The 25,347-nt window shown below is 54.5% G+C and carries 21 protein-coding genes and 5 pseudogenes; 8 read left to right on the top strand and 18 right to left on the bottom strand.

Going from position 1 to position 25,347, the window contains the following annotated elements; all coding sequences use genetic code 11:
* Positions 1-18 precede the first annotated feature (18 nt).
* The 5 genes from GFER_RS00765 (at position 19) to selD (ending at position 11,285) form a co-directional block, all read left to right on the top strand.
* Entirely contained in the window at positions 19-1,962 is a 1,944-nt protein-coding gene (locus GFER_RS00765) for a molybdopterin biosynthesis protein (protein WP_040095195.1), read from the top strand.
* A gap of 129 nt (positions 1,963-2,091) precedes the next feature.
* On the top strand, positions 2,092-6,636 hold the full coding sequence (locus GFER_RS17350; protein WP_074669546.1) for a CheR family methyltransferase: 4,545 nt from the start codon (positions 2,092-2,094) through the stop codon (positions 6,634-6,636).
* 143 nt (positions 6,637-6,779) lie between these two features.
* On the top strand, positions 6,780-8,198 hold the full coding sequence (gene selA, locus GFER_RS00755; RefSeq protein WP_040095192.1) for an L-seryl-tRNA(Sec) selenium transferase: 1,419 nt from the start codon (positions 6,780-6,782) through the stop codon (positions 8,196-8,198).
* A complete protein-coding gene (gene selB, locus GFER_RS00750) occupies positions 8,191-10,116 on the top strand; it encodes a selenocysteine-specific translation elongation factor (protein WP_040095190.1) in 1,926 nt (641 codons plus the stop codon). Before selA ends, selB begins: the two co-directional genes overlap by 8 nt.
* Before the next feature lie 128 nt (positions 10,117-10,244).
* Positions 10,245-11,285 carry a selenide, water dikinase SelD gene (gene selD, locus GFER_RS00745; RefSeq protein WP_082047731.1) on the top strand — a complete coding sequence of 347 codons (1,041 nt, stop codon included), beginning with the start codon at positions 10,245-10,247 and terminating at the stop codon, positions 11,283-11,285.
* A gap of 22 nt (positions 11,286-11,307) precedes the next feature.
* Here the strand turns inward: selD and GFER_RS00740 are convergent, their stop codons facing one another.
* Positions 11,308-12,102, bottom strand: a complete 795-nt coding sequence (locus GFER_RS00740; protein ID WP_040095188.1) for a sulfite exporter TauE/SafE family protein — start codon at positions 12,100-12,102, stop codon at positions 11,308-11,310.
* A gap of 199 nt (positions 12,103-12,301) precedes the next feature.
* Complete coding sequence (locus GFER_RS00735; protein ID WP_040095185.1) at positions 12,302-12,547, bottom strand: YheU family protein; 246 nt, start codon at positions 12,545-12,547, stop codon at positions 12,302-12,304.
* A 181-nt stretch (positions 12,548-12,728) separates the two neighbouring features.
* Here GFER_RS00735 and GFER_RS00730 point away from each other — a divergent pair, with 181 nt between their 5' ends.
* Positions 12,729-12,995: a GIY-YIG nuclease family protein gene (locus GFER_RS00730; protein WP_040095182.1), complete on the top strand. Its 267-nt coding sequence runs from the start codon at positions 12,729-12,731 to the stop codon at positions 12,993-12,995.
* Between the two features lie 36 nt (positions 12,996-13,031).
* On the opposite strand, the gene GFER_RS00725 is transcribed toward GFER_RS00730, so the two are convergent.
* From GFER_RS00725 to GFER_RS19655, 5 genes and pseudogenes are all read right to left on the bottom strand, one after another.
* Positions 13,032-13,247 carry a hypothetical protein gene (locus GFER_RS00725; RefSeq protein WP_040095181.1) on the bottom strand — a complete coding sequence of 72 codons (216 nt, stop codon included), beginning with the start codon at positions 13,245-13,247 and terminating at the stop codon, positions 13,032-13,034.
* Between the two features lie 386 nt (positions 13,248-13,633).
* Positions 13,634-14,935 (bottom strand): hypothetical protein, encoded by a 1,302-nt coding sequence (locus GFER_RS00720; protein ID WP_040095179.1) that lies wholly within the window; start codon positions 14,933-14,935, stop codon positions 13,634-13,636.
* Positions 14,936-14,946: 11 nt separating this feature from the next.
* Positions 14,947-15,345, bottom strand: a complete 399-nt coding sequence (locus GFER_RS00715; protein WP_040095176.1) for a hypothetical protein — start codon at positions 15,343-15,345, stop codon at positions 14,947-14,949.
* A gap of 92 nt (positions 15,346-15,437) precedes the next feature.
* A pseudogene (locus tag GFER_RS19660) lies at positions 15,438-15,515 on the bottom strand (type II toxin-antitoxin system BrnA family antitoxin); the annotation flags it as partial.
* Positions 15,505-15,647 (bottom strand): annotated as a pseudogene (locus tag GFER_RS19655) (BrnT family toxin); the annotation flags it as partial. The pseudogenes GFER_RS19655 and GFER_RS19660, both read right to left, overlap by 11 nt.
* Positions 15,648-15,780: 133 nt before the next feature.
* On the opposite strand from GFER_RS19655, the gene GFER_RS00710 reads away from it, so the two are divergent.
* Both GFER_RS00710 and GFER_RS00705 read left to right on the top strand, forming a co-directional pair.
* Positions 15,781-16,002 carry a TA system antitoxin ParD family protein gene (locus GFER_RS00710; protein ID WP_040095174.1) on the top strand — a complete coding sequence of 74 codons (222 nt, stop codon included), beginning with the start codon at positions 15,781-15,783 and terminating at the stop codon, positions 16,000-16,002.
* Positions 15,995-16,284: pseudogene (locus GFER_RS00705) on the top strand (type II toxin-antitoxin system RelE/ParE family toxin). Before GFER_RS00710 ends, GFER_RS00705 begins: the two are co-directional and overlap by 8 nt.
* 164 nt (positions 16,285-16,448) lie before the next feature.
* Here the strand turns inward: GFER_RS00705 and GFER_RS00700 are convergent.
* From GFER_RS00700 to GFER_RS00650, 11 genes and pseudogenes are all read right to left on the bottom strand, one after another.
* On the bottom strand, positions 16,449-17,108 hold the full coding sequence (locus tag GFER_RS00700) for a hypothetical protein (RefSeq protein WP_040095171.1): 660 nt from the start codon (positions 17,106-17,108) through the stop codon (positions 16,449-16,451).
* Positions 17,109-17,248: 140 nt separating this feature from the next.
* Positions 17,249-17,842, bottom strand: a complete 594-nt coding sequence (locus GFER_RS00695) for a HEPN domain-containing protein (RefSeq protein WP_040095169.1) — start codon at positions 17,840-17,842, stop codon at positions 17,249-17,251.
* On the bottom strand, positions 17,835-18,884 hold the full coding sequence (locus GFER_RS00690; protein WP_040095167.1) for a DUF262 domain-containing protein: 1,050 nt from the start codon (positions 18,882-18,884) through the stop codon (positions 17,835-17,837). The genes GFER_RS00695 and GFER_RS00690 overlap by 8 nt, the downstream gene beginning before the upstream one ends.
* A gap of 106 nt (positions 18,885-18,990) precedes the next feature.
* On the bottom strand, positions 18,991-19,299 hold the full coding sequence (locus tag GFER_RS00685) for a hypothetical protein (protein WP_040095165.1): 309 nt from the start codon (positions 19,297-19,299) through the stop codon (positions 18,991-18,993).
* Complete coding sequence (locus tag GFER_RS00680) at positions 19,296-19,502, bottom strand: addiction module protein (protein ID WP_040095163.1); 207 nt, start codon at positions 19,500-19,502, stop codon at positions 19,296-19,298. Before GFER_RS00680 ends, GFER_RS00685 begins: the two co-directional genes overlap by 4 nt.
* A gap of 57 nt (positions 19,503-19,559) precedes the next feature.
* On the bottom strand, positions 19,560-20,060 hold the full coding sequence (locus GFER_RS00675) for a hypothetical protein (protein WP_040095161.1): 501 nt from the start codon (positions 20,058-20,060) through the stop codon (positions 19,560-19,562).
* 126 nt (positions 20,061-20,186) lie between these two features.
* Complete coding sequence (locus GFER_RS00670) at positions 20,187-20,783, bottom strand: hypothetical protein (protein ID WP_040095159.1); 597 nt, start codon at positions 20,781-20,783, stop codon at positions 20,187-20,189.
* A gap of 194 nt (positions 20,784-20,977) precedes the next feature.
* Positions 20,978-21,463: pseudogene (locus GFER_RS00665) on the bottom strand (tyrosine-type recombinase/integrase); the annotation flags it as partial.
* Between the two features lie 552 nt (positions 21,464-22,015).
* Positions 22,016-23,731 carry a PAS domain-containing sensor histidine kinase gene (locus GFER_RS17345; protein WP_161807366.1) on the bottom strand — a complete coding sequence of 572 codons (1,716 nt, stop codon included), beginning with the start codon at positions 23,729-23,731 and terminating at the stop codon, positions 22,016-22,018.
* A 95-nt stretch (positions 23,732-23,826) separates the two neighbouring features.
* Positions 23,827-23,973 (bottom strand): annotated as a pseudogene (locus GFER_RS19650) (addiction module antidote protein); the annotation flags it as partial.
* Positions 23,974-24,084: 111 nt separating this feature from the next.
* Entirely contained in the window at positions 24,085-25,155 is a 1,071-nt protein-coding gene (locus GFER_RS00650) for an AI-2E family transporter (RefSeq protein ID WP_082047729.1), read from the bottom strand.
* Positions 25,156-25,347 lie beyond the last annotated feature (192 nt).

The raw sequence follows: 25,347 nt of genomic DNA, 5'->3' as shown, positions 1-25,347 counted from the left end.
ACAGGGAGCCCACATAACATGTCCCAACGCAACATCTACCTTCAGACTCTGACCGTCGCTGACGCCCTGGAGCGAGGGCGCACCGCCCTTGAGCGTGACAGGCTGGTCGCCGCCGTGACAATTCAAACGCACGAGGCCGCCGGTCGGGTGACGGCGGCACCGGTTTACGCCCGCGTCTCCTCGCCCCCCTATCACAGTGCCGCCATGGATGGGTATGCGGTCCGCGCGGAGGAGACTTTCGGCGCTCGCGAAGAGACCCCCCTGAAATTGACGCCGGGGCGCACCTGCTTTCCCATCAACACCGGCCAACCCCTGCCTGACGAGACCAACGCGGTCATTAAGATTGAAGACATAATCCAGCTGCCGGGCGGCGAAATTGAGATCGATGCCGCAGCCTATCCCTGGATGCACGTGCGCCGCATCGGCGAGGACATCGTCGCCACCGAACTGTTACTGCCGCAGAACCACCTCCTGTCTCCTTACGACATCGGTGCCCTGCTTACCGCCGGCGTGTGGGAACTGGAAACCTGGGAAGAGATTCGCATGACCTTCATTCCCACCGGTGATGAGGTTCTCGATTTTACCACCCGACCGACCCCGGCGCCAGGCCAGGTCATTGAAAGCAATTCCCAGATTTTCTGTGCCCTGGCCCGTCAATGGGGCGCCCAACCGCGCCGGGTGTCGCCGGTAGCCGACGACCCGGACAAATTGCGCGCTGCGGTTATTGCCGGCCTCGAGAGTGATGCCCATGTGGTCGTCGTCGGCGCCGGATCCTCCGCCGGCAGCAAGGATTTTACGCGTCGCGTTTTCGATGAACTGGGACAGGTTCTCGCCCACGGTCTGGCAATCAGTCCCGGCAAGCCGACCCTGCTCGCCGTTGCCCGAGGCAAACTGTTAATCGGAGCGCCGGGTTTTCCAGGCAGCGCCATCGTCTGCTTTGAAGAAATCCTGGCGCCCCTGGTGGCCTGGCTGGGTCGCCGGCAACCCCCGCAACGGCCGCGAAAAACCGTGCGTCTGAGCCGCAAGACCCCCTCTCGCCTGGGCATCGAGGAAATCCTGCGCCTGGCGGTGGGCACCTGCGGCGCCCAAGCTATCGCAACTCCGTTCGGCCGCGGCGCGGGCCTGCTCTCCACTCTTATCCGTGCCCAGGCCCTGGCCCGCATTCCCGCAGCCGGCGAAGGCATCGAGCAGGGTGCCGAAATGGAGGCCGAGTTGCTGGTGCCGGAATCGAGCCTCGAGCGGGTTCTATTGCATGTCGGCAGCCACGACAACACCCTTGATCTGCTGACCAACGAAATGATGGGCCTCACAGAGCCCTATCGTCTGGTCTCGACCAACGTGGGTAGCCTCGGCGGGTTGACCGCCCTGAAAAATGACGCGGCGATGATCAGCGGCTGTCATCTCTTTGATCCGCAGACACAGGACTTCAATTTTCCCTTTTTACAACGCTACCTGCCCGATCTGGCGGTGACCGTGGTCAACCTGGCGATTCGGCATCAGGGATTCATCGTCGCGCCCGGCAATCCCAAGGGCATCTCGAGCCTGGCGGATCTCGCCCGCGCTGATGTCAGCTTCGTCAATCGTCAGCGCGGCGCCGGTACGCGCATCCTGCTCGATCACCATCTGCGCCAGGCCGGCATTGCGCCCCAGCAGATTCGCGGCTATCAGCGCGAGGAACACACACATATGGCGGTGGCGGTCAACGTGCTCTCCGGCGCATCCGATTGCGGCCTCGGCATTCTCTCCGCGGCCCGCGCCCTGGGCCTGGATTTCGTGCCATTGGCACCGGAGCGCTATGATCTGGTGATCCCCGACTCTCTGCTCAATGACCCCCGTATTCTCACCCTTCTGGAACTCTTGCGCACTGAGGCTTTTCAGAAAAAAATCCAGGATTTGGGCGGCTACGAGACGTGCCTGACAGGCCAAATCATGACGGCGGGACAAGGATTGGGCAGAGAATAATTCGCGCCGCGCAGTGCTTCGATATTGTCGATCAACTGATTAGGTCTCACAAATACTATTGCTGTTCAGGGAAATAAAAAATACAATCACCGTGCACATGAATTTAATTTATTATTGAGGGCAGATGACATGGCATCACGCAATTCGGTCCATCGAGAGGATAGGGGCGACGCTGGCAGATCTTCGCCCTGCCCCATTATTGCTGTTGGTGCTTCGCCGGAAAGCCTCGAAGCCCTCAAGACCTTTCTTCACTCGCTTTCGGGCAATACCGGAGCAGCCCTGGTGGTTCTCGCCACCCTCCCCGACGGACAAGATCGCCGCCTCGCACTGGTTCTCGGCCGCCATACCGCGATGAAAGTGACCACGGCGCGCGAGGGCCTGGCACTCAAACCCAACCGGGTTTATGTTCTGCCCCCGGATCGTTTCTTGCGCGTCGAGAATGGGCGACTACGCCTCGACCCGCCTCCCGTTGGACACACCCCCCTGGCACCCATCGGCCATTTCCTGCGGTCGTTGGCCGAGGAGCAGGGCGAGCGGGCAGCCGCCGTAATGCTTGCCGGCACCTCCAAGGACGGCACTCTCGGGATCCGGGCACTCAAGGCGCAGGGCGGACTGGTGCTTGCACAGGCGGTTGAAGGCCTCGAACATTGTAAGCAGGCTGACTGGAGTCTGCCCCCAGCGGACCTGGCAGAAAAACTCACTCAGATCATTCCCTTTCTCGGTGGACAGCCACAAGAAGAAACTCCGGCGACTGCCGACACCAAGGCATTGAAGGGGGTTCTTGCCTTGTTGCAGCGCCGGCATGCTCAGGACTTCACCTGCTACAAGCCCAAAACGCTGCTGCGCCGCATCCGCCGCCGGCTCGTTATCCGTGGACGACGAAACCTTGGAGAATACCTGAAACTGCTGCGCGATTCCGAAGAGGAAATCGATGCCCTGTTTCGTGATCTGCTCATCGGCGTCACCCGTTTTTTCCGGGACGAGCAGGCGCAAGTGCTGTTGCAGCAAAAAGTCCTCCCTGCTCTGCTCGCCGCTCATGACGGGTCTCAACCCTTACGTGCCTGGGTCGCGGGCTGCTCAACGGGAGAAGAAGCTTACTCCCTGGCCATCCTGTTCAGCGAAACCCTCGAGCAACTCAACTCCAATGCCGAAATCCAGATTTTCGCTACCGATCTCGACCCCGAGGCCATTTCTTTTGCGCGGTGCGGATTTTATTCTTTCGGCATCGCCCGGGATGTTGCTCCGGAGCGTCTGGAGCGTTTTTTCGAACTTGAACCAGACGGCTATCGCGTCAAAGAAACCCTGCGCAAAAAAATCCTTTTCGCCCATCACAATCTGCTCAAAGATCCACCTTTTTCTAGACTTGATTTCATTTCCTGCCGAAACCTGCTGATTTACCTTGAGCCCCAAACCCAGCAGAAAGTGCTGGTCAGCTTTCAGCAGGTGCTGCGTCCCGGCGGATACCTGTTGCTGGGGGCCTCTGAGCATCTGGGCGAAACAGCCGGCTATTTCTCTGCCATCGACAAGAAATGGCGCCTCTTTCAGCGGGGCGAGAATCAGGCTCCCCGCGACCGGCGCCTTGCCCCAATGACTTGCGCAGTGGCGGCTCTTTCGTCGCTCAAAACTTCTGATTCCCGGGGTTCCCAAATCTCCCTCGGTGCGCTGGCCGAAAAAAAACTGCTGCGCGAGTATGCCCCCGCGGCGGTGGTGGTCAACCGCGACCTTGATGTCGTCCACTTCCCCAGCGGTACGGGAGATTTTCTCGTGCCGCCCGTCGGCACCGCCAATTTCAACTTGATCCGCATGGCCCGGGAAGAACTGCAGCCGGCATTGCGCTCCCTCATCTTCAAAGCGTTTAAGGATAAAAAAAAGACGACTTACCAGGGCCTGCGCCTGAACTGCGGGGGGCGCCCTCGCCACCTCGACATTATCGCCGACCCCTTCAGCACCGGAGTCGAAAATGACCTGCTGCTGGTCGTGATTCAGGAACATCCCGTTGAGCCGAACGCGGAAATAGCTGTTGAAGATGCCGCCGCGCCCACGCCAGGCGTGCATGACAGGGATCACCTCATCCAATACCTGGAAGAGGAGCTCAAAAGCAAAACGGAGCAACTTAGCAGCTCGGTGAGCGATTACGAATCCTCTCACGAAGAGTTGATGTCCATCAACGAAGAGCTTCACTCCGCCAACGAGGAACTGGAGACTTCGCGGGAAGAGCTGCAAGCCCTCAACGAAGAGTTGATCACCGTCAACGCCGAAGTCCAATGCAAGAATGAAGAACTGGCCCGCACCAGCAGCGATCTCTCCAATCTGATCACGAGCGCCCAGATCGCCACGGTTTTTCTTGACAAGGAGGCTCGAGTCCGACGGTTCACGCCTGCGGCCGCTGAAATCTTCAACCTTATAGAATCAGACCTCGGTCGACCTTTTCACCATATTGCGGGCAAGCTCGACACCACGCCGATTCTCGCCGGAGCCCGCGCCGTATTGCAAAAGCTCAACGAACAGGAGCAGGAGATGTGCACCGAGGAGGGTCGCTGTTTTCTGCTGCGTATCTTTCCCTATCGTTCGCTACAGGATGTCATCGAAGGGGTGGTCATTTCCTTTATCGACATCAGTCTGCGCAAAGAGGCGGAAGAAGACCGAGAACGCCAGCGCAAAATTGCCGAAGCCCGCGCCCGCGAAGCCGAGGAGTCGCGCAGGATTCTGCAGGCAATTATCGATCACATCCCCATGGGGCTGGGAGTTGCCGACCGCGACGGCAAGCTACTCATGATCAGCCGCTGCGGTCTCGATCTGTGCGGCCTGACTTTGGAACAGGTGCGTTCCGCGACGGTGCGTGAATACCCAAAACTGTGGGGGATGTTTCATCTTAATGGCGAACATCTGACCCGGACAGAGGAATTGCCGCTGGTCAGGGCCATCCGCAAAGGCGAAGTGACCACGGGTTCCGAATGGCTGTTGCGCTGCACTGACGCCGAGCCGATCGTGGCAGCAGTGCATGCCGCGCCCATCCGCGATCGGTCGGGAGACATTTCGGGGGCCGTCGTAGCCTGGAACGACATCACGGAAGCACGCAAGCAGAAACTGGCCCTTGAAGACAGCGAGAGGCGGCTCAAGGTGGTCGTCGACAACCTGCCGGCCATGGTCTTTGCCGCCGATGAATGTGGGCAAATTGTTTTCTGGAACCGCGAATGTGAGCGGGTCACAGGTTATCTGGCCGAGGAGGTGGTCGGCAATCCCATGGCTCCCGAGCGGTTGTTCGCCGATGCCGACAACCGCCGCCGCTGGCTGCAGGAGATCTGCTCGGGTGAAGGTACCGCGGCCGAACTCGAATTGGCGATCCGGGACAAAAGAGGCATGCGCAAAACCATCCTCTGGTCCAACGGCGCCTGTACCTGCGCTATCCCCGGCTGGACCATCTGGGGCAGCGGTATTGACATCACCGAACGCAAGGAAACGGAAAAAGCACTCAATGAGGCACGGCAAGCCGCCGAAAATGCAAGTCGGGCCAAAAGCGATTTTCTCGCGAATGTAAGCCACGAGGTACGCACACCTCTTACGATCATCAAGAGCGCTCAGGAATTACTCGGCGAGACACAGCTCAGCCCCTACCAGGAGCAGTTTCTGCACATGGCTCAGTCTTCATCGGAGACGCTGCTGCGCCTAATTGAGGATCTGCTGGATTTTTCATGTATCGAGGCGCGACGCTTGATTCTCGAAGAAACCCCTTTCGACCTGATCGATGGTGTTGAGACCACCCTGGCCGGATTTGCCATGGAGGCCGCCAAGAAAAAGCTCCCTATCCACTTTCACGCTGATCCCGCCGTGCCGCGACACATCATCGGTGACTCGCTACGCCTGCGCCAAGTGGTGACTAACCTGCTGTCCAATGCGGTTAAATTCACCGATAAGGGCCGCATCGATCTGCATATCTGCCTTAAAAAAGATGAAAAAGTCGACCCCGGCAGCGCCATGTTGTTTTTTTCCGTTGATGATACCGGGATCGGCATTCCCCCCGAAAAACAATCCCTGCTCTTCCAAAGCTTCAGCCAGATCGACAGCTCCGCAACCCGCCGCTTTGGCGGCACCGGTCTTGGATTGGCCATCTGCCACCGAATCGTGCGCCAGATGGGAGGAGAGATCTGGGTCGAGAGCGAACCTGACAAAGGCAGCAAATTCCTCTTTACCATTCCAGCCCGTCCGGTCCTGGAACCCGAGGCGGGGACCCTCATTCGAAAAAGGCAATTTTCGCGGCAACCTGAACGTCCCAGTCACCAAGACAGCCCGGCGCGGATTCTCCTGGCCGAAGACGAAGCGATGATTCGGCACCTGGTCTCCACCGTCCTCAAACGAAAGGGCTGGGAGGTCATCACCGCCACCGATGGGGCCGAAGCCATGGAGCGGCTTGAAAACGATTCGTTTGACTTGGTGCTCATGGATATTCAAATGCCGCAGCTCGACGGCATGCAGGTGACCCGTATTCTGCGCCAGAAAGAAGCAGAATTGGGGCGGCGCACCCCGGTCATTGCCCTGACCGCCCATGCCGGAGAAGATGACCGGCGCCGCTTCCTGCGCGCCGGCATGGACGGGCGCATCACCAAACCCATTCAGGTTGGGGAGTTTCTGCAAACCATCGAAAAGACCCTCGGCGTTGCGTCCGATGGCTCCTGAATTTCGTTTCTCCCCCACGCCTTGCCTGAGCGCGTGGGGAGTTCTTGTCCCATTGCGGTTTTTTATGGTATTGGTGTGAGCCTGCATGCAGGGGTAACCACGCCTCTCATGGCCAGGATTCCGACCAGCCAAGGCGACTATTCATGTCTGATCACAACAACGCCCTTCGTGCCCTGCCGGCCATAGATCGTCTTCTTCAGCAGCCCGCCCTGGCGACCCTGGCTGGGCGCTGCCCGGCGATCCTGCTCAAGGAAGCCGCCCAGGAAGCAGTTGCGGAAGTGCGCCGCCGCATTCTTAACGATTCGTCGCAAATCCCCCCCGAGGTCATGGACGAGGAACATATCGCGCGCGCGGCCGCGCAGCGTGCCCTGGCGCGCTTGGCCCCGAATCTGCGCCAGGTTATCAACGCCACCGGCACCCTGCTCCACACCAACCTGGGTCGCGCACCCCTGGCCCCCTCGGCCCTGTCGGCCATCGACCAGACGGCCCGCCGATATTCCAATCTCGAACTCGATCTGAGCGACGGTCGGCGCGGCCACCGCCACACGCATGTGGAAGAATTGCTTTGCCGCCTGACCGGCGCCGAGGCGGCCGCGGTCGTCAACAACAATGCCGGCGCGGTCTATCTTGCTCTGGCAGCCCTGGCACAGGGCAAGGAGGGTATCGTCTCGCGCGGCGAACTGGTCGAGATTGGAGGCGCCTTTCGTATCCCCGAAGTCATGGCGGCCAGCGGTGTGCACCTGGTCGAGGTGGGCGCAACCAACAAGACCCATTTGCGCGACTACGAGGGTGCCATCGGCGAAAATACCGGTCTGCTGCTCAAAGTCCACACCAGCAATTACCGCATCGTCGGTTTCAGTGCCGAGGTTTCCGGCGCCGAACTTGCCCAATTGGGCCGCCGCCACGGCATAACCGTCATGGAAGATCTCGGCAGCGGCATGCTCTTCGATCTCTCCGAGTACGGCTTGCCGCGTGAGCCCACGGTAGCTGAAGCCGTAGCGGCCGGCATCGATGTGGTCACCTTCAGCGGTGACAAACTTCTGGGGGGGCCGCAGGCGGGCATTCTTCTGGGTCGTCGTGAATTGATCGAAAAAATCCGCAAGCATCCCATGGCTCGGGCGCTGCGCATGGACAAATTGACCCTGGCGGCATTGGAGGCCACCCTGCGTTTGTACCTCGACCGCGACGCCGCCTTGCGCGAAATCCCGGTCCTCGCCATGCTCGCCGCCACCGCCGAAGAGCTGCGCATCCGCACGGAGAGTCTCGCCGCGCGTTGTGCACGGCAGCTTGGCGATGCAGCAACCCTCGCGGTCGTTGCGGCGACAGCGACGGTCGGCGGCGGCGCCCTGCCCCTGACCGAATTGCCGGGTTTTGCGTTAGCCCTGTCACCACGCGACGGCTCCGTCGACCAGTTGGCCGCGCGCCTGCGTCGCCAGATCCCGCCGGTCATCGGCCGCATTCACGAAGATCAGTTGCTTCTCAATCTGCGCACCCTGAGCCCCGAGGAAGAAGATCTGCTCCTGCAATCCCTGAAGAAGGCTATGAACTTATCTGATGAGTAAATCCGCATCCCCATCCGAGCGCCATGTCATCATCGGCACCGCCGGCCATGTCGACCACGGAAAAACCGCCCTGATCGGCGCTCTGACCGGTGTTGAAACCGACCGCCTCAAGGAAGAAAAAGCCCGCGGCATCTCCATCGACCTGGGCTTTGCCCCTTTTCGTCTGCCCAGCGGCCTGATTGCCGGCGTCGTGGATGTACCGGGCCACGAGCGCTTCATCAGCAACATGCTGGCCGGTATCGGCGGCATCGACCTGGTTTTGCTGGTCGTCGACGTGAACGAAGGGGTCATGCCCCAGACCCGCGAGCACCTGCAAATCCTCGATCTGCTGCAGATACCCAAGGGAATCGTGGTGCTGACCAAATGCGATCTGGCGGAAGAGGACTGGATCGATATCGTTGAAGAGGAAGTGCGTGAAGAAATCGCCGGAACTTTTCTGGACCAAGCCCCGGTGGCCCGGGTTTCTGCGATATCCAAAACGGGGCTTGATGAACTCGTCGCCCTGATTGAAAGTCTGGTTCGCACCCTACCGGAAAAAGACAGCGACGGCCCCATGCGGCTGCCCATCGACCGTCACTTCACCCTGCCCGGCTTCGGTACCGTGATTACCGGCACCCTGCTGTCCGGCAAGGTACGCCCCGGCGACATGGTGGATGTACTGCCCCCCGGCCAGGGAGTGCGGATCCGCGAAGTGCAGGTTCATGGCAAACAGGTGAACGAAGCCAGCGCTGGGCAACGGGTCGCTCTCAACCTTGCGGGACTCAACCGCGAACTCATCCGTCGCGGCGCGGTGGTCGCCACGCCCAAGGTTTTTGAGCAAACCACCTGCATCGACGCACGTCTCAGCCTGTTGGCCGGTGCACCACGGCCCCTGCGTTTTCGTGATCCGGTGCACCTCTATCTGGGCACCGCCCGTGTCGTCGGATTGGTGGCGCTGCTCGACCGCGATGTTTTGCAACCGGGTGAAAGCGTCATCGCCCAGATTCACCTTGACCGCCCTCTGGTCGCCCATCGCGAAGACCGCTTCATCGTTCGTTCGTACAGCCCCATGACCACCATTGGCGGCGGCCGGGTGCTTGATCCTCGGCCAGTCAAACACCGGCGCTTCCGCGCCGACATCATGGCGGGACTCAAGGAACTTGAAAGCGGCGAAAAGTCCTTTCTCTTGCAGAAGCTGGCCGAACAGCAGACCTCTACGGTAAAAAATCTGGAAATTCTTTCCGGCCTCGGCCGCGACCGGGTGGAACAGAATCTGCGAACCCTCGAAGAGGAAGGACTCGCCTGGCAACTGGTCGATCAGTGGGCAACCAGTGACGCCATTGCTTCCTGGCGCCATCGCCTCATTGACGAACTAACCCGCTTTCACGAGGCAAACCCTCTGCAGCCGGGCATTCCTCATGCGACCCTCAAAGGGGCGCTGCCCGACAAGGTTTCCCCCAAAGCCTTTCAAAAACTTTTACAAATGGTGATTGATGACGGTCAGTTGGTGCAGAAAGCCGAGTGGTTGCGTCTGCCCGATTGGGAGCCGCGCCCCTCTCCGCACCAGGCCGAGATGTTGAAAAAGCTTGAGGAAACCTACCGCGAGGAAGGAGCCCTGGCGAAAAACCGCAAGGAAATGATGGATCGTCTCGGCATTTCCGCCGCCGAGGCGGATCTCTATTTTTCTTTTCTGTTTGCCGAGGGGAAACTGGTCAAGCTCAACGAGGAGAGCTTTCTCCATATCGACACCTATTCTCAGGCACTGCGCCTCCTGCAAGAGCATTTTGCCGGCCACCAGACCCTGACCCTGGCGCAGTTTCGCGATCTGTTCGGCAGTGCGCGCAAACAGGTACAGGCGCTGCTCGAACATTTTGACGCTCTTAAATATACGCGCCGCGTCGGCGATGAGCGCGTGGCATGGAAGCTGCCGAACCAATAAAATGTCCGGGGCACGCCTTGCGCCTGCCCCGGACTGATTTGCCGCGCCGAAGAACAAGACCGGACCACCAGGCCAAGGCCGTAACGGCGGGCAACCACAGAGGGTTACCCCAACGGAGAAAGAAAAACATGAACCACAAAGTTCGGTTGACGAGCTTATCACGCTCAGCGGGTTGAGCGGCCAAAATCGGGCCCGAAACCCTGGCGCAGGTTCTGCGTCAACTGCCACAATCCACCGACCCGAATCTACTGTCGGCCGCCATTCCCTTCGCCGATGCCGGTATCTACCGCATCTCGGACGAACTGGCACTGGTGCAATCAGTGGATTTCTTCACCCCCGTGGTGGACGATCCCTTCGTCTACGGCCAGATTGCCGCGGCCAATGCGCTTTCCGACATCTATGCCATGGGCGGCCGGCCCATCACCGCCCTCAACCTCATCGGCTTTCCTCTCTGTCAACTGGGGGTTGAGACTCTCATCGCGGTTCTGCAAGGCGGGGCCGACAAGGTCGCCGAGGCCGGAGCGGTCATCGCCGGCGGCCATTCGGTCGAGGATGATGAACCCAAGTACGGTCTTTCCGTCACCGGCTTGGTTGATCCGCGCAAAATGGTCACTACGGTCGGGGCGCGCGCCGGAGATCTTCTATTTTTGACCAAACCCCTGGGGACCGGAATTCTCACCACTGCTCTCAAAGGCGAGATTTTAAGCGAAGCGGATCTGAGCGAAGCCATCACCGGCATGGCAACCCTCAACCGGCGCGCCGCCGAGATCATGCTCGAGGTTGGTGTCAACGCCTGCACCGACATCACCGGCTTCGGCCTGCTTGGTCACGCCCTCGAACTGGCCATGGCCAGTCAGGTATGCGTAATCCTGCAAGGCGATGCCCTGCCCGCCTATCCCCGTGCCCTGGAGATGGCCGCCATGGGCCTGATACCCGAGGGCAGTTACCGCAACCGCAGTCACTACCTGCCACAGGTTCTCGACGCCGCCCGGATATCCACGCCAATTCTCGATCTGCTCGCCGACCCGCAAACCTCCGGCGGTCTGCTTATCAGCGTCGCCGCCGACAAATCCGCCGCCCTGCGCGACAAACTCTTATCCGCCGGCTGCGCCGCCTTTCTCATCGGCCGCATTGCCGCCGATCCCAGCGGGCGGCTGCAGGTGGACTGACCCCCCGGCACGCTCCACCGCCCTACATCAGGGTCAGCAGCAAGCGTGTTCCCATAATAATCAAAAAGATGGCAAAGATTTTCTTCAAGCGCCCTACCGGCAGACTGTGTGCGAGACGCGCTCCAAGGGGCGCAGTGCAAACGCTGGCCAGGGCAATACCGAGCAAAGCCGGCAGATGAACAAATCCAAGGGTTTCAGCAGGCAGACCGTCAACCCAAAGACCATTGAGAATATAACCGGCGGCACCGGCCACGGCGATGGGAAAACCGATAGCCGCCGAAGTTCCCACCGCGCGATGTATGGGCACGTTGCACCAGGCGAGAAAAGGCACTGAGAGACTCCCCCCGCCGATCCCCACCCAGCTCGAAATCCCGCCGATGATATTGCCCACTCCGAACATTCCTCCCCGACCGGGCAGAGTGCGCGATGGCTTGGGGCGCGCATTGAAAAGCATCTGGGTAGCAACTGTGTAAGTGAACAGAACGAAGAAACCGGCCAGAAAACGGCTGCTGAACTGCGCCGCCACCCAACTGCCCAAAAAAGTGCCCGTCAGGATTCCCAGAGAAATGGTTCGCACGACCGCCCAATCCACCGCGCCGCGCGCATGATGCGCACGAAAGCTGGAAATGGAGGTGAACATGATGCTGGCCAGGGAGGTTCCCAGCGCAATGTGCAGAATATAGCCTTCCACGAGCCCCTGCGCCGTGAAAACAAAGGTCAGCAGCGGCACGATGACAATGCCTCCGCCGACGCCGAGCAGGCCGGCCAAAACGCCGGCGAAGGCTCCCGTCGCCAGGTATAGAATCCAATAAATCATGCTCGCTCAAGCCTTGTCGTCATTTCGAATCCATGCGATAGAAGTGGATCCGGATTCACAGAAGATGAAATTTTTTGAACCGAAAACGGTCATTACCATGCAAATGATTCGCAACCTCCATAAGGGTCTGGGCATTGCGGCGGAGATACGCATCCAATCCGCACCTGCCCGCCGGAGAAAACACACGTATCCACAACCACTAAGGCCGAACGATGATATTCGCCGTTTCGGTCTTCAAATCAAACACGACCCTTGCCTTGCCGGTTTTGAGCTGCCGGAGGACCTCATCGACCTTGTCCTCCAGACTGCATCCGGCATCGCCCCAGTCCGCACCGTCTCTGCTGACGAATTCCTGGATCAGGTTGCGCAGGGTTTCCGGGTTGATCTTCGCGTAGGGAACATCAATCCCCTCTTCCACTTGCCTGAAATCTTTTTCCCGGGTCAAGAGTCACTCCTATTGATGATGCCGCCAAAACAATAAAGATCTCGATTCGGCGACCGCTGAGCTTGCCCCTCCCACCAGCGACACATTGTATGATAGATTCACGGGCGGGGAAAGGCTCATCGGCTGCATCAAGTGACCGGGAACCGCCGCCGGAGCCAATTATCGCCCCGTGGAATATGTCATGAACTGGCAAGTCTACATTATTCTTTGCTCGGACAATTCGCTCTACACCGGGATCAGCACCGACCCCGAGCGCCGCATGGCCCAACACCTGGCCGGCACCGGCGCCAAGTATTTTCGCGGGCGCACGCCCCTGCGATTGGTTTATCTGGAGAGCGGTCACGACCGCGGCAGCGCCGGCCGCCGCGAGGCGCAGATCAAGCGTCTGCCGCTGACGGCGAAACGGCAATTGATCGCGGCGGCAAAATTTCCAGCTCCGCAATTCTGATGAGCTTTACACGGAAGATCAATCGGCGGTGCGCATTCAGCCGGAATGCTTTTCCAGAAGCGGCTTGAGAAATTTATCAAAAGTCACCCGCTGCTTGGCGGTAAGCAGATCGACGTCGCCGTCATTGTCGAGCAAAAAGGTGCCGACGCCGATGACGGTTCTGGGCAGATAGCCGGTTCCGGCGACGATCTGTTCGATCTCGTCGGTGTGTTTGGTGATCAGGGATTTGAGCAGGTCAAGGTCGATTTCCATTGTTCCGACTCCATGAAGTTTCATTGCAGTGCTCAGCGGTATTCTCTATGCGCAAGCCGGCCGCGCCAACAAGATTTTTCTCCCTCGGTCAGCAAGCCAGGAAACCTCGCCGCAAAGCGGTACCAACATTGCTCTCGCGCCGTTCATCGTTACCTAAATCGTCCATGTCAAGACTTTGCAACCGCTCCTACCAGCCCGCAAGTAGATAGCGCGCACACTGGCCAGAGGAGGTCTGCCGCCCTGCTCTTTCACGACATTCAAGGTACCGATCGACCTGCGGACAACCTGCAAAGCGCGTCCTGCGAAGGCGGCTGGCGCGGACTTCGCTCCCCGAAGGAGGCAGACAAAGCGCTTTGTCGGGCCCATCCGCTTGTGAGGCCCCAGCGTTACGGATCACGCGCAAAGGCGTTTGGTGGGAGGCCGAGGCGAACGGCAGTTTCGGCCGCTTCCAGGGCAGCGAAGCGTGCCTTCGTTTCGTCCACCGCGGCGCTCAGGGCGGCGGCGTCGATCGACCAGGGCCAGTCGGGAAACGCACTCACCGTTGCTACGAGGTCCCTGTCGTCAAATCGGACGAGCGGGGGGGCAAACATGCCGCCAAGCAGGCTTCGGAAAGTCGGTTGCCCGGGAAGGGAAAACACCGGCCATCGATCGGGCTGTGTCACCAAGGCTTCTCGAAGTGCCATCGCTCCATCGATGTCTTGAGCGGCGTCGGGCGGCGAGTTGAAGAGGAACCGCATCCGCTGATTCTTCCTCAGGCTATCGAGCGCCTCGTCCAAAGACATCATGCGCGCACACAAGTGGCGATAGACGGGATGGTCCAGGAATGCCTTGTTCTCCAGGACACCAAAGCCAACCCAAGGAGCCAGCCAGGTCGGCAAGTCGATGCGCTTTAGCGTCTTGGACAGTCCGTTGGCAAGCACACTCCAGAAGTCGAGCCAGTCGAGGTTGATAGCCTTGAGCGGATTGCGCCGCGCCGACGCTTCGCCCAGGACATCCTCTGACAGGCCGCGCTCGAACCCCGCCACGAACGCGGCGACCGGTGCGTCGGTGTTGAGGGCAAGAAAGCTCGCGACCGGTAGCAGAAGATTAACTGACCAACTTGCGGATTCCTCCACGGGCCCTGGCAACGCGTGGACGGCGGGCGCCGCACGGGCACGCTCCAGCATCCAGCGATAGGGCTTTGCGTAGACCTTGCAATCCGGCCCTGTCAGCATCACAGTATCGAACTCCAAGCTGGCATAGCTGCCCTGGGGTCGGATCGCGTCGATTTCCCGAAGCCTCCCCCCGAGGTCGCTGCCCTCCTCACGGATGAGTCGCGTCGGGCTCCGCGTATGGACATCCCAGAACCGCGCAAGACACTCGATCAGATCACGCACGGAAAAGGGCTCGTCCGCCGCGGCGCGGCCGAATGACTTTCGCAGCTCCGACCGGGGCAGCACCGCGCCGTCTTTTTCAAACCTCAGGAGCCGTTCCCACTCAGCCACGACAATCATTTGGAGGTGGCGCGACGATGCAAGCTGCCAATAGTGCAAAGACTCGTGATACAACTGGCGCGGAAGCGCAATGCCCCACGCGGGGTCGTTAGGCCTTTGGAAAAAGGGCTGAAGACCGCTGTCCCCAAGAAGCGCAACCGGGCACGGTGCGGCGATGCAGGCAACGCCCGTGAACCAATTGAATTCGGTTTTCATTGTGGATCGTCCTATTTAAACGCCTTGCCCAGCAGGTTCGTGAGGTCGTTTCCGGGGCTATCGGCGCGGACGCTCTCCGTGGTGCCATCGGGGTGAATGATCACGATAAAGCCTTGCGGCACACCTTTCAGGACGGACACATTGGGCGGTTTATCGCGCGCGTCCACCAACACGCCCTGGCCCCGCTTGGCCAGCGCAAAATGGAGAAGCCGCTCTGCGAGCACAGCAACGGTGAGGGCGACAACCACTGTGACGGGCTCGATAAAACCGGCTTCCATTGCTTCCGGATCGGGCGGCAGAGATTCGGGTTCGCCGAGCGCGTAATCCTCGCTTGCGGCCTTCGATTCGGCTTCATACATGTCGCGCGGTAGTTCCAACCGGATCTCGGTTTTCGTCCCTTCGGTGTTCATAATTCTACCTCCAATCAGACATCGGCGCCCGATTCGGAGCTAAGCGGCTTAACGCTCTGCTATTGTGCGCCGCTTGCGGTGTCACCATTAGGCGCCGTGGACAAATCAAGATCATCAATGATGTCTTTTTTTCCTTGGTCAAATTTCTTATCAAAATCTTTAGCTTTCATACAACTCTACCTCTCTTATGCGAGAACGCCTCACAGAAATGAGTCGAATTTTCCGTTTCTATAAGTGATGACCGCGGACCAGTGTTTTGGGCCGATAAGACCTATGACCAAAAATCGAGGCTCATCATCCGATCAAATCGATGCTTTTCTCAGTGGTTTCAAATATTTGGGCAGGTCCGACCCCGCACAAGCTTTCATGATCGACTTGCGACGATTGATGCAATGCGCTACAATTGCTGCAAGATGAGCACAGAGGAGGTTTATTATGTCTACAGCTAGTGTACGTCTTGACCAAGAGTTAGTTGATAAGGCCGCCATTATGGCAAAAGCCTTTCACCGTACAACGCCAAAGCAAATTGAGCATTGGGCTAAAATCGGTGAAATTATGGAAGACAACCCCGATCTGCCATATGAGTTTGTTCGGCAGGCTATCATTGCAAAAGCAGAAAAAGAAGCTGGCAAGCTTGAGGAATATAGCTTTGGTTAAAATTACCCAGGTCCTTCAAACTCCGGCCTTTAAAAAAGCTGTCAAGAAGCTCCATCCGGACCAGAAGATGGATTTGGATAAAGCTGTTAAAGAGCTTATTAAAGATCCTCTTTTGGGAGATCAGAAGAAAGGGGATCTGTTATTTCTGCGCATTTACAAGTTTAAAATGAATAAGCAGCTCACTCTTCTTGGTTACAGCTATCAAGAAGGAACGGTTACTCTTGAACTAATGGCTCTTGGTTCTATGAAAATTTCTACCGAGACATCAGAAGTATTTACTGATTCGAATTAAATCATAACGGTTTGGGGTCTGCGGCAGCAATATTTGGTTGAAAACTGCAAAAAAATAAAAGGGAAGCAGGGCCGCGCCTTCTGTCCGCTGACTCTCGTGTTAGGGCAATTATTGATTTTGGGCAGGCCATTTGGCCTGCCCATCTTTGCAGCAATTACTTTTGTGTAAATTTCTCGCCCGAGTCTAGCCAAGGTGTACCTTGAATCTCGGGGTACCCCTCAAGGAAGGTTACTGTTGAATTGGTTTTATTATTAATTTCCCTGATAACGTCAAGGAAGGTTTTCTCTACCCATTCCTCTGGAGTTCCAACCATTGCATTCGCCATTGATCTACTCAATTGCATGATGCCACCTTCTTGTTTAATAAAGTGGCCATAAAGATCAAGATGATAACCTTCGGCATAAGGGAACAAACAGGCAGTCAAGTTAAGGTTAAAGCTGCCGTCAACATTCTTGGTAGCATTTGCCGTCCAGCTTGCACCATCACATGTTGCCATTTTCAACCCCAAAGAACCACCTTGGGAGGCAAAAGCTGCCAAAGCAGTTCCCTTAAAAGGCTCCGTAACTTGAAATCGGCCAGGAGTGGCCGGGAGGGCGTTTGAGGTCGGGATAGGCCTTGCTTCATTTGCGTTGCCAACATTTTTGCCTAACCCATTACTGGCTGCAGTTGCAATTTCATTTTTCGACGCAGTTGTTTTGATGTCAAAAATTCTATAATATTCGTGACTTTTTGTTTTGTTAGCCAATGCATTGTTCATGGTTCCGCAGGCAGTCAGAGACAAGGAAAGCAGACAAAGCAGAATCAGTCGAAGCATTTAATTCCTCCAAAAGATGATAAGGGCTAGGTACAAATTTCACTGCAATCAGGTTGTGAAATGGGTCTATTTTCCTCCTTTCTTTGCCTTAACGCTCGCATCAGCGGCGCTGATCTACCGTGGCCGACTGCATGCGTTTGTTATGTGGTTTCTGATTGATTTGCCAATGCCTGCTCTATTGATTTCATATAAACCAAAACCACGTCGATGTATGACAGGATATCCGTAAATGAAATATCATTGGCACTGTCATTATGATGAATAATATTGTTTCTTTTAACAACAACAGAATTTACAAGATCCTTGTTATATTGAAACTGTTTTTCAATCGACAAATCGACTCCTAAAAGTCGAAATAGCTTAATCGTCTTGTAGGGATTACCTGAGATATCTTCTGAAATTTCCTTTTTAACAATATTAAATTCAGCATCCGAAAATTTCAGGTCCTTTTCTTTAACTTCTTTTGAAACTTTCCAATACAAAAAGTTATACGGAACACAGGCACTCTTCACACGATTGTTAATTTTATTAGCATGATCGAATGCAACATCTTGTAGGTATGCTTCTAGGTAGGTGCACACGTTTATCAAATATGATTTAACAAAGAAGTTTACGTTATTTGAAAATAGGTCATCCGGAACGTCATTAATTACTCTTTCTTGAGAAATTCCAATGATTGCTTTCAATTTAAAAAATAGCTCTTCATATTTCTCGTATAAAGTAATGCTAAGCATCGACTACAGCCTTTAGTAATTCACTCCATTTATTTCTACGCCTTACTATTCTGGACTTGTCCTGCAATCCACCTGCTAAAGTTCTTTTGAACTCCTCACTTTCACAAAGAGTGGCATATGCTTCACGAATTGCAGTAGCTTTTTGATTGGCAATATCTTCTGAAAGCTCACCGACTGTTGTCATCACAAGATCATAATGCACCAAGCCCTTACGCTTCTTTGCTACAGTTGGGTTAACAAATGCATCCTCTCCAAATACCCCTTCACAAATACTCAAGGCTTTATTGAATCGCTCTCTATGCTCAGAAATTTTTTCATCATCCAGCTCTGAGTTGGCCTCCATATAGTCATCGAGAAACCCTTTTAGATTACTTGTGAATTTCTCCAAGTTTTTGTCATCAGAAAATGCAAAAAACCGCAAAACTTGTTCTTCTGGCTCAAGCCCATCTTTTTCATTCTCGTTATTCTCGGCCATACCAAATCTAGAAATGGCGGGTGCAGAGGCAAGTTCAGCAAGTAGCATATCCAGTGATCCTGGGTAGATAGCATGCCTAATTTCTTGATCAGACAGTTCAACAGCCCCCTGGTTTAGCCTAGAAAAAATTTCACGAATCAGACTCTTCGGATTATCTTTTCTCAGAACGATGCATCGAATTGTAGTTGTCTCTAGCTCTGTTTGAAATTGGCCTATTTCAGAAAACTTCAACCCCTCAAGTTCCTTAAACTTTGTAAGCCCCTCTAGTGCAAACTCATCATTGAAAAATCTATTAATTGTTGTTAAACGCTGCAGTCCATCAATCACCATGTGGTTGCCATCATCATCCTCAGCAAAGTAACATGATGGGAGAGGTATCCTCATTAAACAGGACTCAATAAACTTCGACGACCTTACCCATCCATCATTATCCCACTTATATTTTCTTTGGAAATCAGGGTCTAACTTTAACTTAGCCGGTCTTGCGTTGATTCTATTTACCAACGTTTCGAATGGGTAGTCTATTGGATAAAGACTCAGCATTTTGTCTTCAATTTGGTTGCTCATATATAAATCCTAAATAAATGTGATTAAATATGTTTACGGCGCTGACGTTGCCGGTCACCGGTGGCCATGGAGCGGCAGCGTAATGGCAATCCGGTGGACTGGCGGGTTAGCGCCTATCCCCTATTTGCTCGACAATCCATGCTGGATCTCGGCGCATGGGTAATACTGCGACGACATAAGCAAAATTGTTTTCGATTTCATAATAAATGGCATAAGGGAATCGCTTGGCAAACATTTTATACAAACCGAACCCCCTCTTATGAATTCCTGCATAAATGATCAGTGATTCAATATCGGAAATCAATGAATCCCAAAAATATTCACCGACCCCGAATTCTCTGAGGTTATAAAAATCTTTCCCTTCACTCATATCATCAACGGCTTCTTCCAAAATAAAGACGTCATTGATCTTCATTGGTTTCGGATCGCTTTCAATTCCGACAAGCTGATAAATTTTGCTTTTCCGCTGTTAATTTTTGCTTGCCGTTTTTCGACAATTTTTTCATGCCATTCCGGGCTTTCCATTTCCTCATTCTCATATAAAAGAGAATCCCAGAGCGCCTCCATAGTTTTTAATCGTTCGACTGTACTCATTTTTTTTATATCTGCTAAGTTCATTTCTTTCTCCTTTGTTCGTTGCGCTAACGGGGCAATTAGGCAAATTTGAATAAGTCACTATCTTTTCCTTGATTGGGCTTTCTTTAAACAATTGTCGTACAAGCTCAAATTAGTTTCAACATCTTCTGCGGCCTGGATCAGTGTTACAGTATACATACCCAACTCTTCACTGAACATGTGAATCTTTTTTATTTCGTCCTTTCGACGTGATGAATTATAGAGCTTAACCAAGTCCGAAAGCCTTTCAAAGTATAGACGTCTGTAATTATCTATTAAATTTCCTGCACCGGAACAGCTGTTATCTGCCTGTGGATCGTCCTCAAAAGTCTGTTCAAGCTCAGACCAGTTTGGGTGCTTTGCTCTTATGTTCACTATCTTTGTGTTTATTTGAATAAAATGTTCATTCAGCATCATGCCCACATAGTCTTTTCCTATATTCTCAATTTTTTCCAGATACATAATGTTTTGCTGTTGAAAATAGGTATACAACGAAAAAGATGCGCTTGTAATGGCAACAACAAGAGCAAAAACAGATATAGTTATTTCTATTCTTTTCATTGAAGTATTCTCAAATCTGGATTCAGCCTAACGGATTTGAATAACCGGCTGCGTCGTACTGGTTCAATTTAGTAGAGTCCTTTTCGAGAACCGCGGCTGATTCAACAGTCCGTGTTCATGCTTGTGTTAGAAATTCTTTTTATCAACAAGTTCATTTATGAATCTGTCTCTAAGTTGTTTATAATGCATGTCTTCGGTTATAAAGGCTGGAATACTTTTGTCTTTAAAATTCGCCCAAGTAATCACACCCTCAAGCAAACCTTTCAGGTCCTCGTTTTTTGCTACCCTAATACTCATTTTTATATCTTTATGATCTTCTGTTGCTTTTTTTAGGCAATTATAAAAGTTTTCTGTCATTGCCCAACCGCCATGATTCCCCTGAAAAGAAATTTTCTGCCCAAATGGAAACCAGTCACCGGTTCGATTGTCTTCAATGACAATTGATACAAGGTTATAAAAAGTGCTCGGCTGCGCTTCGATAAACAAAAAAATATTTACAGATTCTATGCTTTTTAATAGGCTAGGCATAATTTTGTAGAAACTATCCCAGCCATCCCCCAGTGGCTTAGCTTTGAGATAATATTCGTTTTTGCTTATGTTCTCTTCAATAATCGTCGAATTTATACTTTTTGATTCTTCTTTGTTAATGGGTGGAATCTTTTCACTGATTTTGTTAGCGACAATGCTAGAAATTACATTTAAAAAAACCTCAGTGATGCCCATTTTTTCTTTATTCTCCTTTTAAATTTCTAACAATAAATAGACAGTTCTGTATATAAAAGTAAACACAGAAAGTCCGAGCTGTATATAATTCCCGACTGAATTGCTGACAAACCCGCATTTGCCAAATACTTCGGCATGTTGCAGTCACTAATGCCTTTACCGTGACTGGTATATACAGATATGCCTAAGCTGGTTCAAAGTCCATCCAAAGGGCTGCTGACTCCCTTTCCGCCCTTATTCAAAACGTGTGTGTAAATCATGGTGGTACTGATATCTTTATGCCCCAATAGTTCCTGAATGGTTCGAATGTCATAACCCGCTTCCAACAAATGGGTGGCAAAACAGTGGCGAAAGGTGTGGCAGCCGACTCGCTTAACCACTTCGGATTTAAAAACTGCCTCTCGAACGGCCCGCTGCAGAATGGTTTCGTGTATATGATGCCGCCCCTCTTCGCCGGTCTTCTTGTTTTTCCAGCGGTTGCCCTGGGGGAAAACCCACTGCCAGCGCCAATCCCATGACGCTTTCGGGTATTTCCGGTCAAGGGCGTTTGGTAACGGCACCCTCCCCCAGCCATCGTTCAGGTCTTTTTCATGAACCTTCTTAACATGGTTCATATGCTCTCTTAAAGCAGGCACCAACGACTGCGGCAACATGGTGCGCCTGTCTTTGCCGCCCTCCCCTGTTGATCATACCCCCCTCACAAATGTACAATGCTTGAAACAGAAAAACGCCACCGACCGGCATAATGCCGACGCGGTGGCGTTTGATAATCAGTGTGATGATTCCCTCATCTTCAGCCCCCCTCTGAAAATGCAGTTTTGTCTTGATACCTCATTAGTAAATTATTGTCAATCGGCAGATTCCTTCAATCCTGATCTCGAAGCCCTGTTGCGAGATCCGGGTCAGGCTTGTAAACCAGCAAACTGGGCAATCCATCTCCTGCATCTGAACGATTTTCTGCTGCAGAGCTGCATCTGCCCGGATCCGCGTAGTGAAACGCCTTGCGGCAGAGCTCAGAGAGGTGGCGTCCCCTCCATGGATTGCGCCCAGTTCTGTCAGTAAGGCGCGCCTGGATAAAGAATGCGAGGTTTTCTGGGCATATGGAGAGAGTACCTGGGAAGAATGCAAGTGGGACCGTAATTACAGAATCCATACCATTCCATCAGCCATTCTTGCATCTGGTCGATCTCCTCCTGCTGCCCTTCCACGATGCCTTGGCACATTTCGGTGAGTTAAGGATGGAGAATGCGCACTGCCGAGTTTGATCCTTCCGTCACAGCGCCATCCCCCGCTCCAGAAGGTTCCGGCGCATTTGGATATTTCAAGGGCACGGTAAAAGTGAAAACGCTTCCGCCACCCTTTCTGTTTCGAACCGTTATTTCTCCGCCCATCAGTTCCACCAAGCCCTTGCAGATCGCCAAACCCAGCCCCGAACCGCCATACCGGCGGGTCAGGGAGCTGTCAGCCTGACTGAAACTTTGGAAAAGAATCTCCTGTTTCTCAAGCGGGATACCAATACCCGTGTCGGCGATGGCAAATTCCAAGCACTCATTTTGGGGGCGCACGGATAGGACAATCTCTCCTTGGTGGGTGAACTTGACGGCATTGCCGATCAGGTTGACCAGTACCTGCCCAAGCCGGTGAGAGTCGCCAATGACTTTGTCAGGGATGTCATGAGCCACATTCAGCTCTAACCGGAGGCTCTTTTTCTGAGCAGCCATGGTGAACATGTCGAGCACTTCGCGAATGCAGTCGCGCAGGCAGAAAGGGGTATTTTCGATCTCCAGCTTTCTTGCTTCGATCCGGGAGAAATCAAGGATATCTTCGATAAGGTTTCGCAGGCGCTCTGACGAGGCTTCGGCCATCTGCAATAGTTCCCGCCTTTCGGGATTTGTGTCGATCTGCAGCAGATGCTCAATGGCCGCCATAAAAACGGTCATGGGTGTGCGGATCTCATGGCTGGTATTGGCCAAAAATTCGCTTTTCGCGCGGCTCGCGTCTTCAGCCGCTTCTCTGGCGGCAATCAGTTCCTGTTCGAGTTCCTTTTGGGCGCTGATATTCGTGCAGGTGCCGATCCAGCGCTCGACTTCAGATGATGGCCCTTGCTTCGGGACCCCCAGGGAGAGAAACCAACGGTAGCGGCCATCTTTTCCCCTGATCCGATATTCGACTTCATAGGGCTCGCGGTTGGCCACCGCAAAGGTCCACCTCTCCTGGGCATGCGGCACGTCTTCGGGGTGCAGAGTGTTCAACCAACCGAGATTTTTCGCTTCCTCATAGCTCTGCCCTGTGTAGGAGAACCACTTGGAATTAAAGTAATTGGCCCTGCCCGAAAGGTCAGAGGCCCAGACCATCTGGGACATGGCTTCGCTGAGAGCGCGAAATTTCTCTTCACTCTCCCGGATCGCCAGCTCGGCCTGTTTTCGCTCGGTGATGTCCTCAGAGAAAATGATGATGCCGCCTATCGCGCCAGAGATTTCACGCCAGGGTTGGATTTCCCAATGCAGCCATTGCACGCTGCCATCAGCGCGTTCGAAGCGATCCTCCCTGGCCGTCACCACTTCTCCGGTCAGCCCCCTGCGGTGGGCCGCCTTCCAGATATCCGGAATTTCCGGGAAGATCTCGTAGTGGGAAACCCCTTTGAGGTTGCGGTCTTCTAGCCCAAAAACTTGGCGCCAGCGCTGACTGGCTTCGACATAGCGCATCTGAAGATCGAACATCGCAATGGCTACCGGAGCTTGCTCGATAAAAAATCGCACTTCCGAATTCTCGCGTATTTTACTATCTGTGCGAGACTGATCGGAAACGCCATTATCCGCATGCTGATATCCCTGCAGCCGGCGCAGTTGTTCCAGTGCGTTTTGGCGATCTTCCTCAAGTTTCTGGATTTTTTTCTTCAAGGCCTCGATCTGATCGGTCCAAGCCCCGCTTTGGGCATTTTTCGACATGCTTTCGGCCATTCTCAAAAGGGCAGCACATAGTGTGTAAAATCCCCGGATCAGCTTCAACCCTTTAGGACCTGAGATCTTTACAATACCAGAGCTCACCCGTGCCGCATAGCGGCGTCGGGCGGCGCAGTTTGTTGGGCATGATTAGGGATATGCACCGCTTCCGCATGCAACTTCAAACCCAGCGCTGCCAGGACTTTTAGGATGGTGTCGAATCCGGGAGTTCGTTCTCCTGAGAGCGCGTAGCCACAAGGCTACACTTTGTCAATCGGACCTTCGTGCCCAACGCCCGGCTCATGCGCCGGTTTGGTTTGGACCGGGATCTCCCGGATCCTTGGACAATCCTCCCTGATTCAACTCCCCAATATCTCAACATCTTCTCCCAGGACATCTTCCACGTAGAGGAGTTGGATGGTGACAGCGACAACCACAGCCAGGGGGGTTGCCACTATGACTCCGGGGATACCGGCGATAACGCCGCCGGCGAGCTGGATGATGACGGTGTAGGCCGGGGCGATGTGGACCGCCTTTTTGTTGGCCAAAGGGGCGATCAAGCTGCTTTCGGCAGTCTCGACCACCAAATAGAGGATGGCCACGTAGAGTACAAACATCGGGCCTTGCAGCAACGCGACCATCAGAGCCGGAATTGCGCCCAGAATCGGGCCGATGTAAGGGATAAACGTTGCCACTCCGGCAATCAGGCCCAGCGTAAAGGCCATTGGCACCCCCAGCAGCATGAGCCCAATCCCGGCCAACACGCCCACGAACACCATGGACACCAGACGTCCCAGCAACCAGAAACGCAGGCTCTTGGTCTGGGCCTGCATCACTTCCTCGGCGCGTTTACGCTGGGCGCGGGGCACCAGGATCAGCAGATTCTGTACGTAGGCTTTCGGGGACAGGGTGAAATAGATAGCAATTAAAACGATCAGGGAAAGGTTGGTGATGGTGCCCAGCGTGGTGGAGAAAACCCCTAGCAGATGGCTGGGTATATTGAAACCACTGTCGCCATTGTTATTCCCGCCACTGCCACCGTCAGTGTCACCGACGCTTTCAATCGCTCCCTCGACCCAGGGCATCCGGCCAGCCATTTCGCTGAGTTGTTCAAACGCTTCTGGAACCTTTTCGATGAACTTCGGTATCTGCTCGGAAAGCTGGGGCCAGATCACGGCGCCTGCACCGGCCATCAGTACGACGATCAGCAAATAGGTAGCGACCAGCGACCACCTCTCCGACAGGGGCGTACGGTCATGGATGATGCAACGCACGCCGGTAATCGCGACAGCCAGCAATACTGCCGCAAAGATCACCAGAAGAACTTCGACCAGCAGGCCGAAAAAGTAGACAGTCAACCCGGCCAGCACCACCAGACCGATGGTCGTCAGCACACGTGAGACAAAGCCCGATCCTTCATGTACTGCCACGCATCACCTCCATTCCGCCGTGATCGGGCTTCTCGCATAACGTCCATCCCCGTACCAGTGGCAGATTGACGAAACCTCACCGATCGATCGAAACTAAGCCGGGTCGGACCTGCGCAACATAGCGTTAATGCGTCACTTCCTCGCAAAAAAAGCCGCCCCAGAAGCCTTAGAGACCACTTTTTGATTGTAAAA

Origin of the sequence: Geoalkalibacter ferrihydriticus DSM 17813 (genome assembly GCF_000820505.1) — a bacterium.
Classification (GTDB): domain Bacteria; phylum Desulfobacterota; class Desulfuromonadia; order Desulfuromonadales; family Geoalkalibacteraceae; genus Geoalkalibacter; species Geoalkalibacter ferrihydriticus.
This window is presented reverse-complemented; position numbering and strand designations above follow the sequence as displayed.

Coding starts and splice junctions, on each gene's coding strand:
- GFER_RS00680 (WP_040095163.1), bottom strand. CDS start 19,502: ATGAACTTAGCAGATATAAAAAAAATGAGTACAGTCGAACGATTAAAA.
- GFER_RS00685 (WP_040095165.1), bottom strand. CDS start 19,299: ATGAAGATCAATGACGTCTTTATTTTGGAAGAAGCCGTTGATGATATG.
- GFER_RS17350 (WP_074669546.1), top strand. CDS start 2,092: ATGGCATCACGCAATTCGGTCCATCGAGAGGATAGGGGCGACGCTGGC.
- selA (WP_040095192.1), top strand. CDS start 6,780: ATGTCTGATCACAACAACGCCCTTCGTGCCCTGCCGGCCATAGATCGT.
- GFER_RS00690 (WP_040095167.1), bottom strand. CDS start 18,884: ATGAGCAACCAAATTGAAGACAAAATGCTGAGTCTTTATCCAATAGAC.
- GFER_RS00725 (WP_040095181.1), bottom strand. CDS start 13,247: ATGGAAATCGACCTTGACCTGCTCAAATCCCTGATCACCAAACACACC.
- GFER_RS00765 (WP_040095195.1), top strand. CDS start 19: ATGTCCCAACGCAACATCTACCTTCAGACTCTGACCGTCGCTGACGCC.
- GFER_RS00710 (WP_040095174.1), top strand. CDS start 15,781: ATGTCTACAGCTAGTGTACGTCTTGACCAAGAGTTAGTTGATAAGGCC.
- GFER_RS00695 (WP_040095169.1), bottom strand. CDS start 17,842: ATGCTTAGCATTACTTTATACGAGAAATATGAAGAGCTATTTTTTAAA.
- GFER_RS00720 (WP_040095179.1), bottom strand. CDS start 14,935: ATGAAAACCGAATTCAATTGGTTCACGGGCGTTGCCTGCATCGCCGCA.
- GFER_RS17345 (WP_161807366.1), bottom strand. CDS start 23,731: ATGTCGAAAAATGCCCAAAGCGGGGCTTGGACCGATCAGATCGAGGCC.
- GFER_RS00715 (WP_040095176.1), bottom strand. CDS start 15,345: ATGAACACCGAAGGGACGAAAACCGAGATCCGGTTGGAACTACCGCGC.
- GFER_RS00700 (WP_040095171.1), bottom strand. CDS start 17,108: ATGCTTCGACTGATTCTGCTTTGTCTGCTTTCCTTGTCTCTGACTGCC.
- GFER_RS00675 (WP_040095161.1), bottom strand. CDS start 20,060: ATGAAAAGAATAGAAATAACTATATCTGTTTTTGCTCTTGTTGTTGCC.
- selB (WP_040095190.1), top strand. CDS start 8,191: ATGAGTAAATCCGCATCCCCATCCGAGCGCCATGTCATCATCGGCACC.
- GFER_RS00670 (WP_040095159.1), bottom strand. CDS start 20,783: ATGGGCATCACTGAGGTTTTTTTAAATGTAATTTCTAGCATTGTCGCT.
- GFER_RS00730 (WP_040095182.1), top strand. CDS start 12,729: ATGAACTGGCAAGTCTACATTATTCTTTGCTCGGACAATTCGCTCTAC.
- GFER_RS00740 (WP_040095188.1), bottom strand. CDS start 12,102: ATGATTTATTGGATTCTATACCTGGCGACGGGAGCCTTCGCCGGCGTT.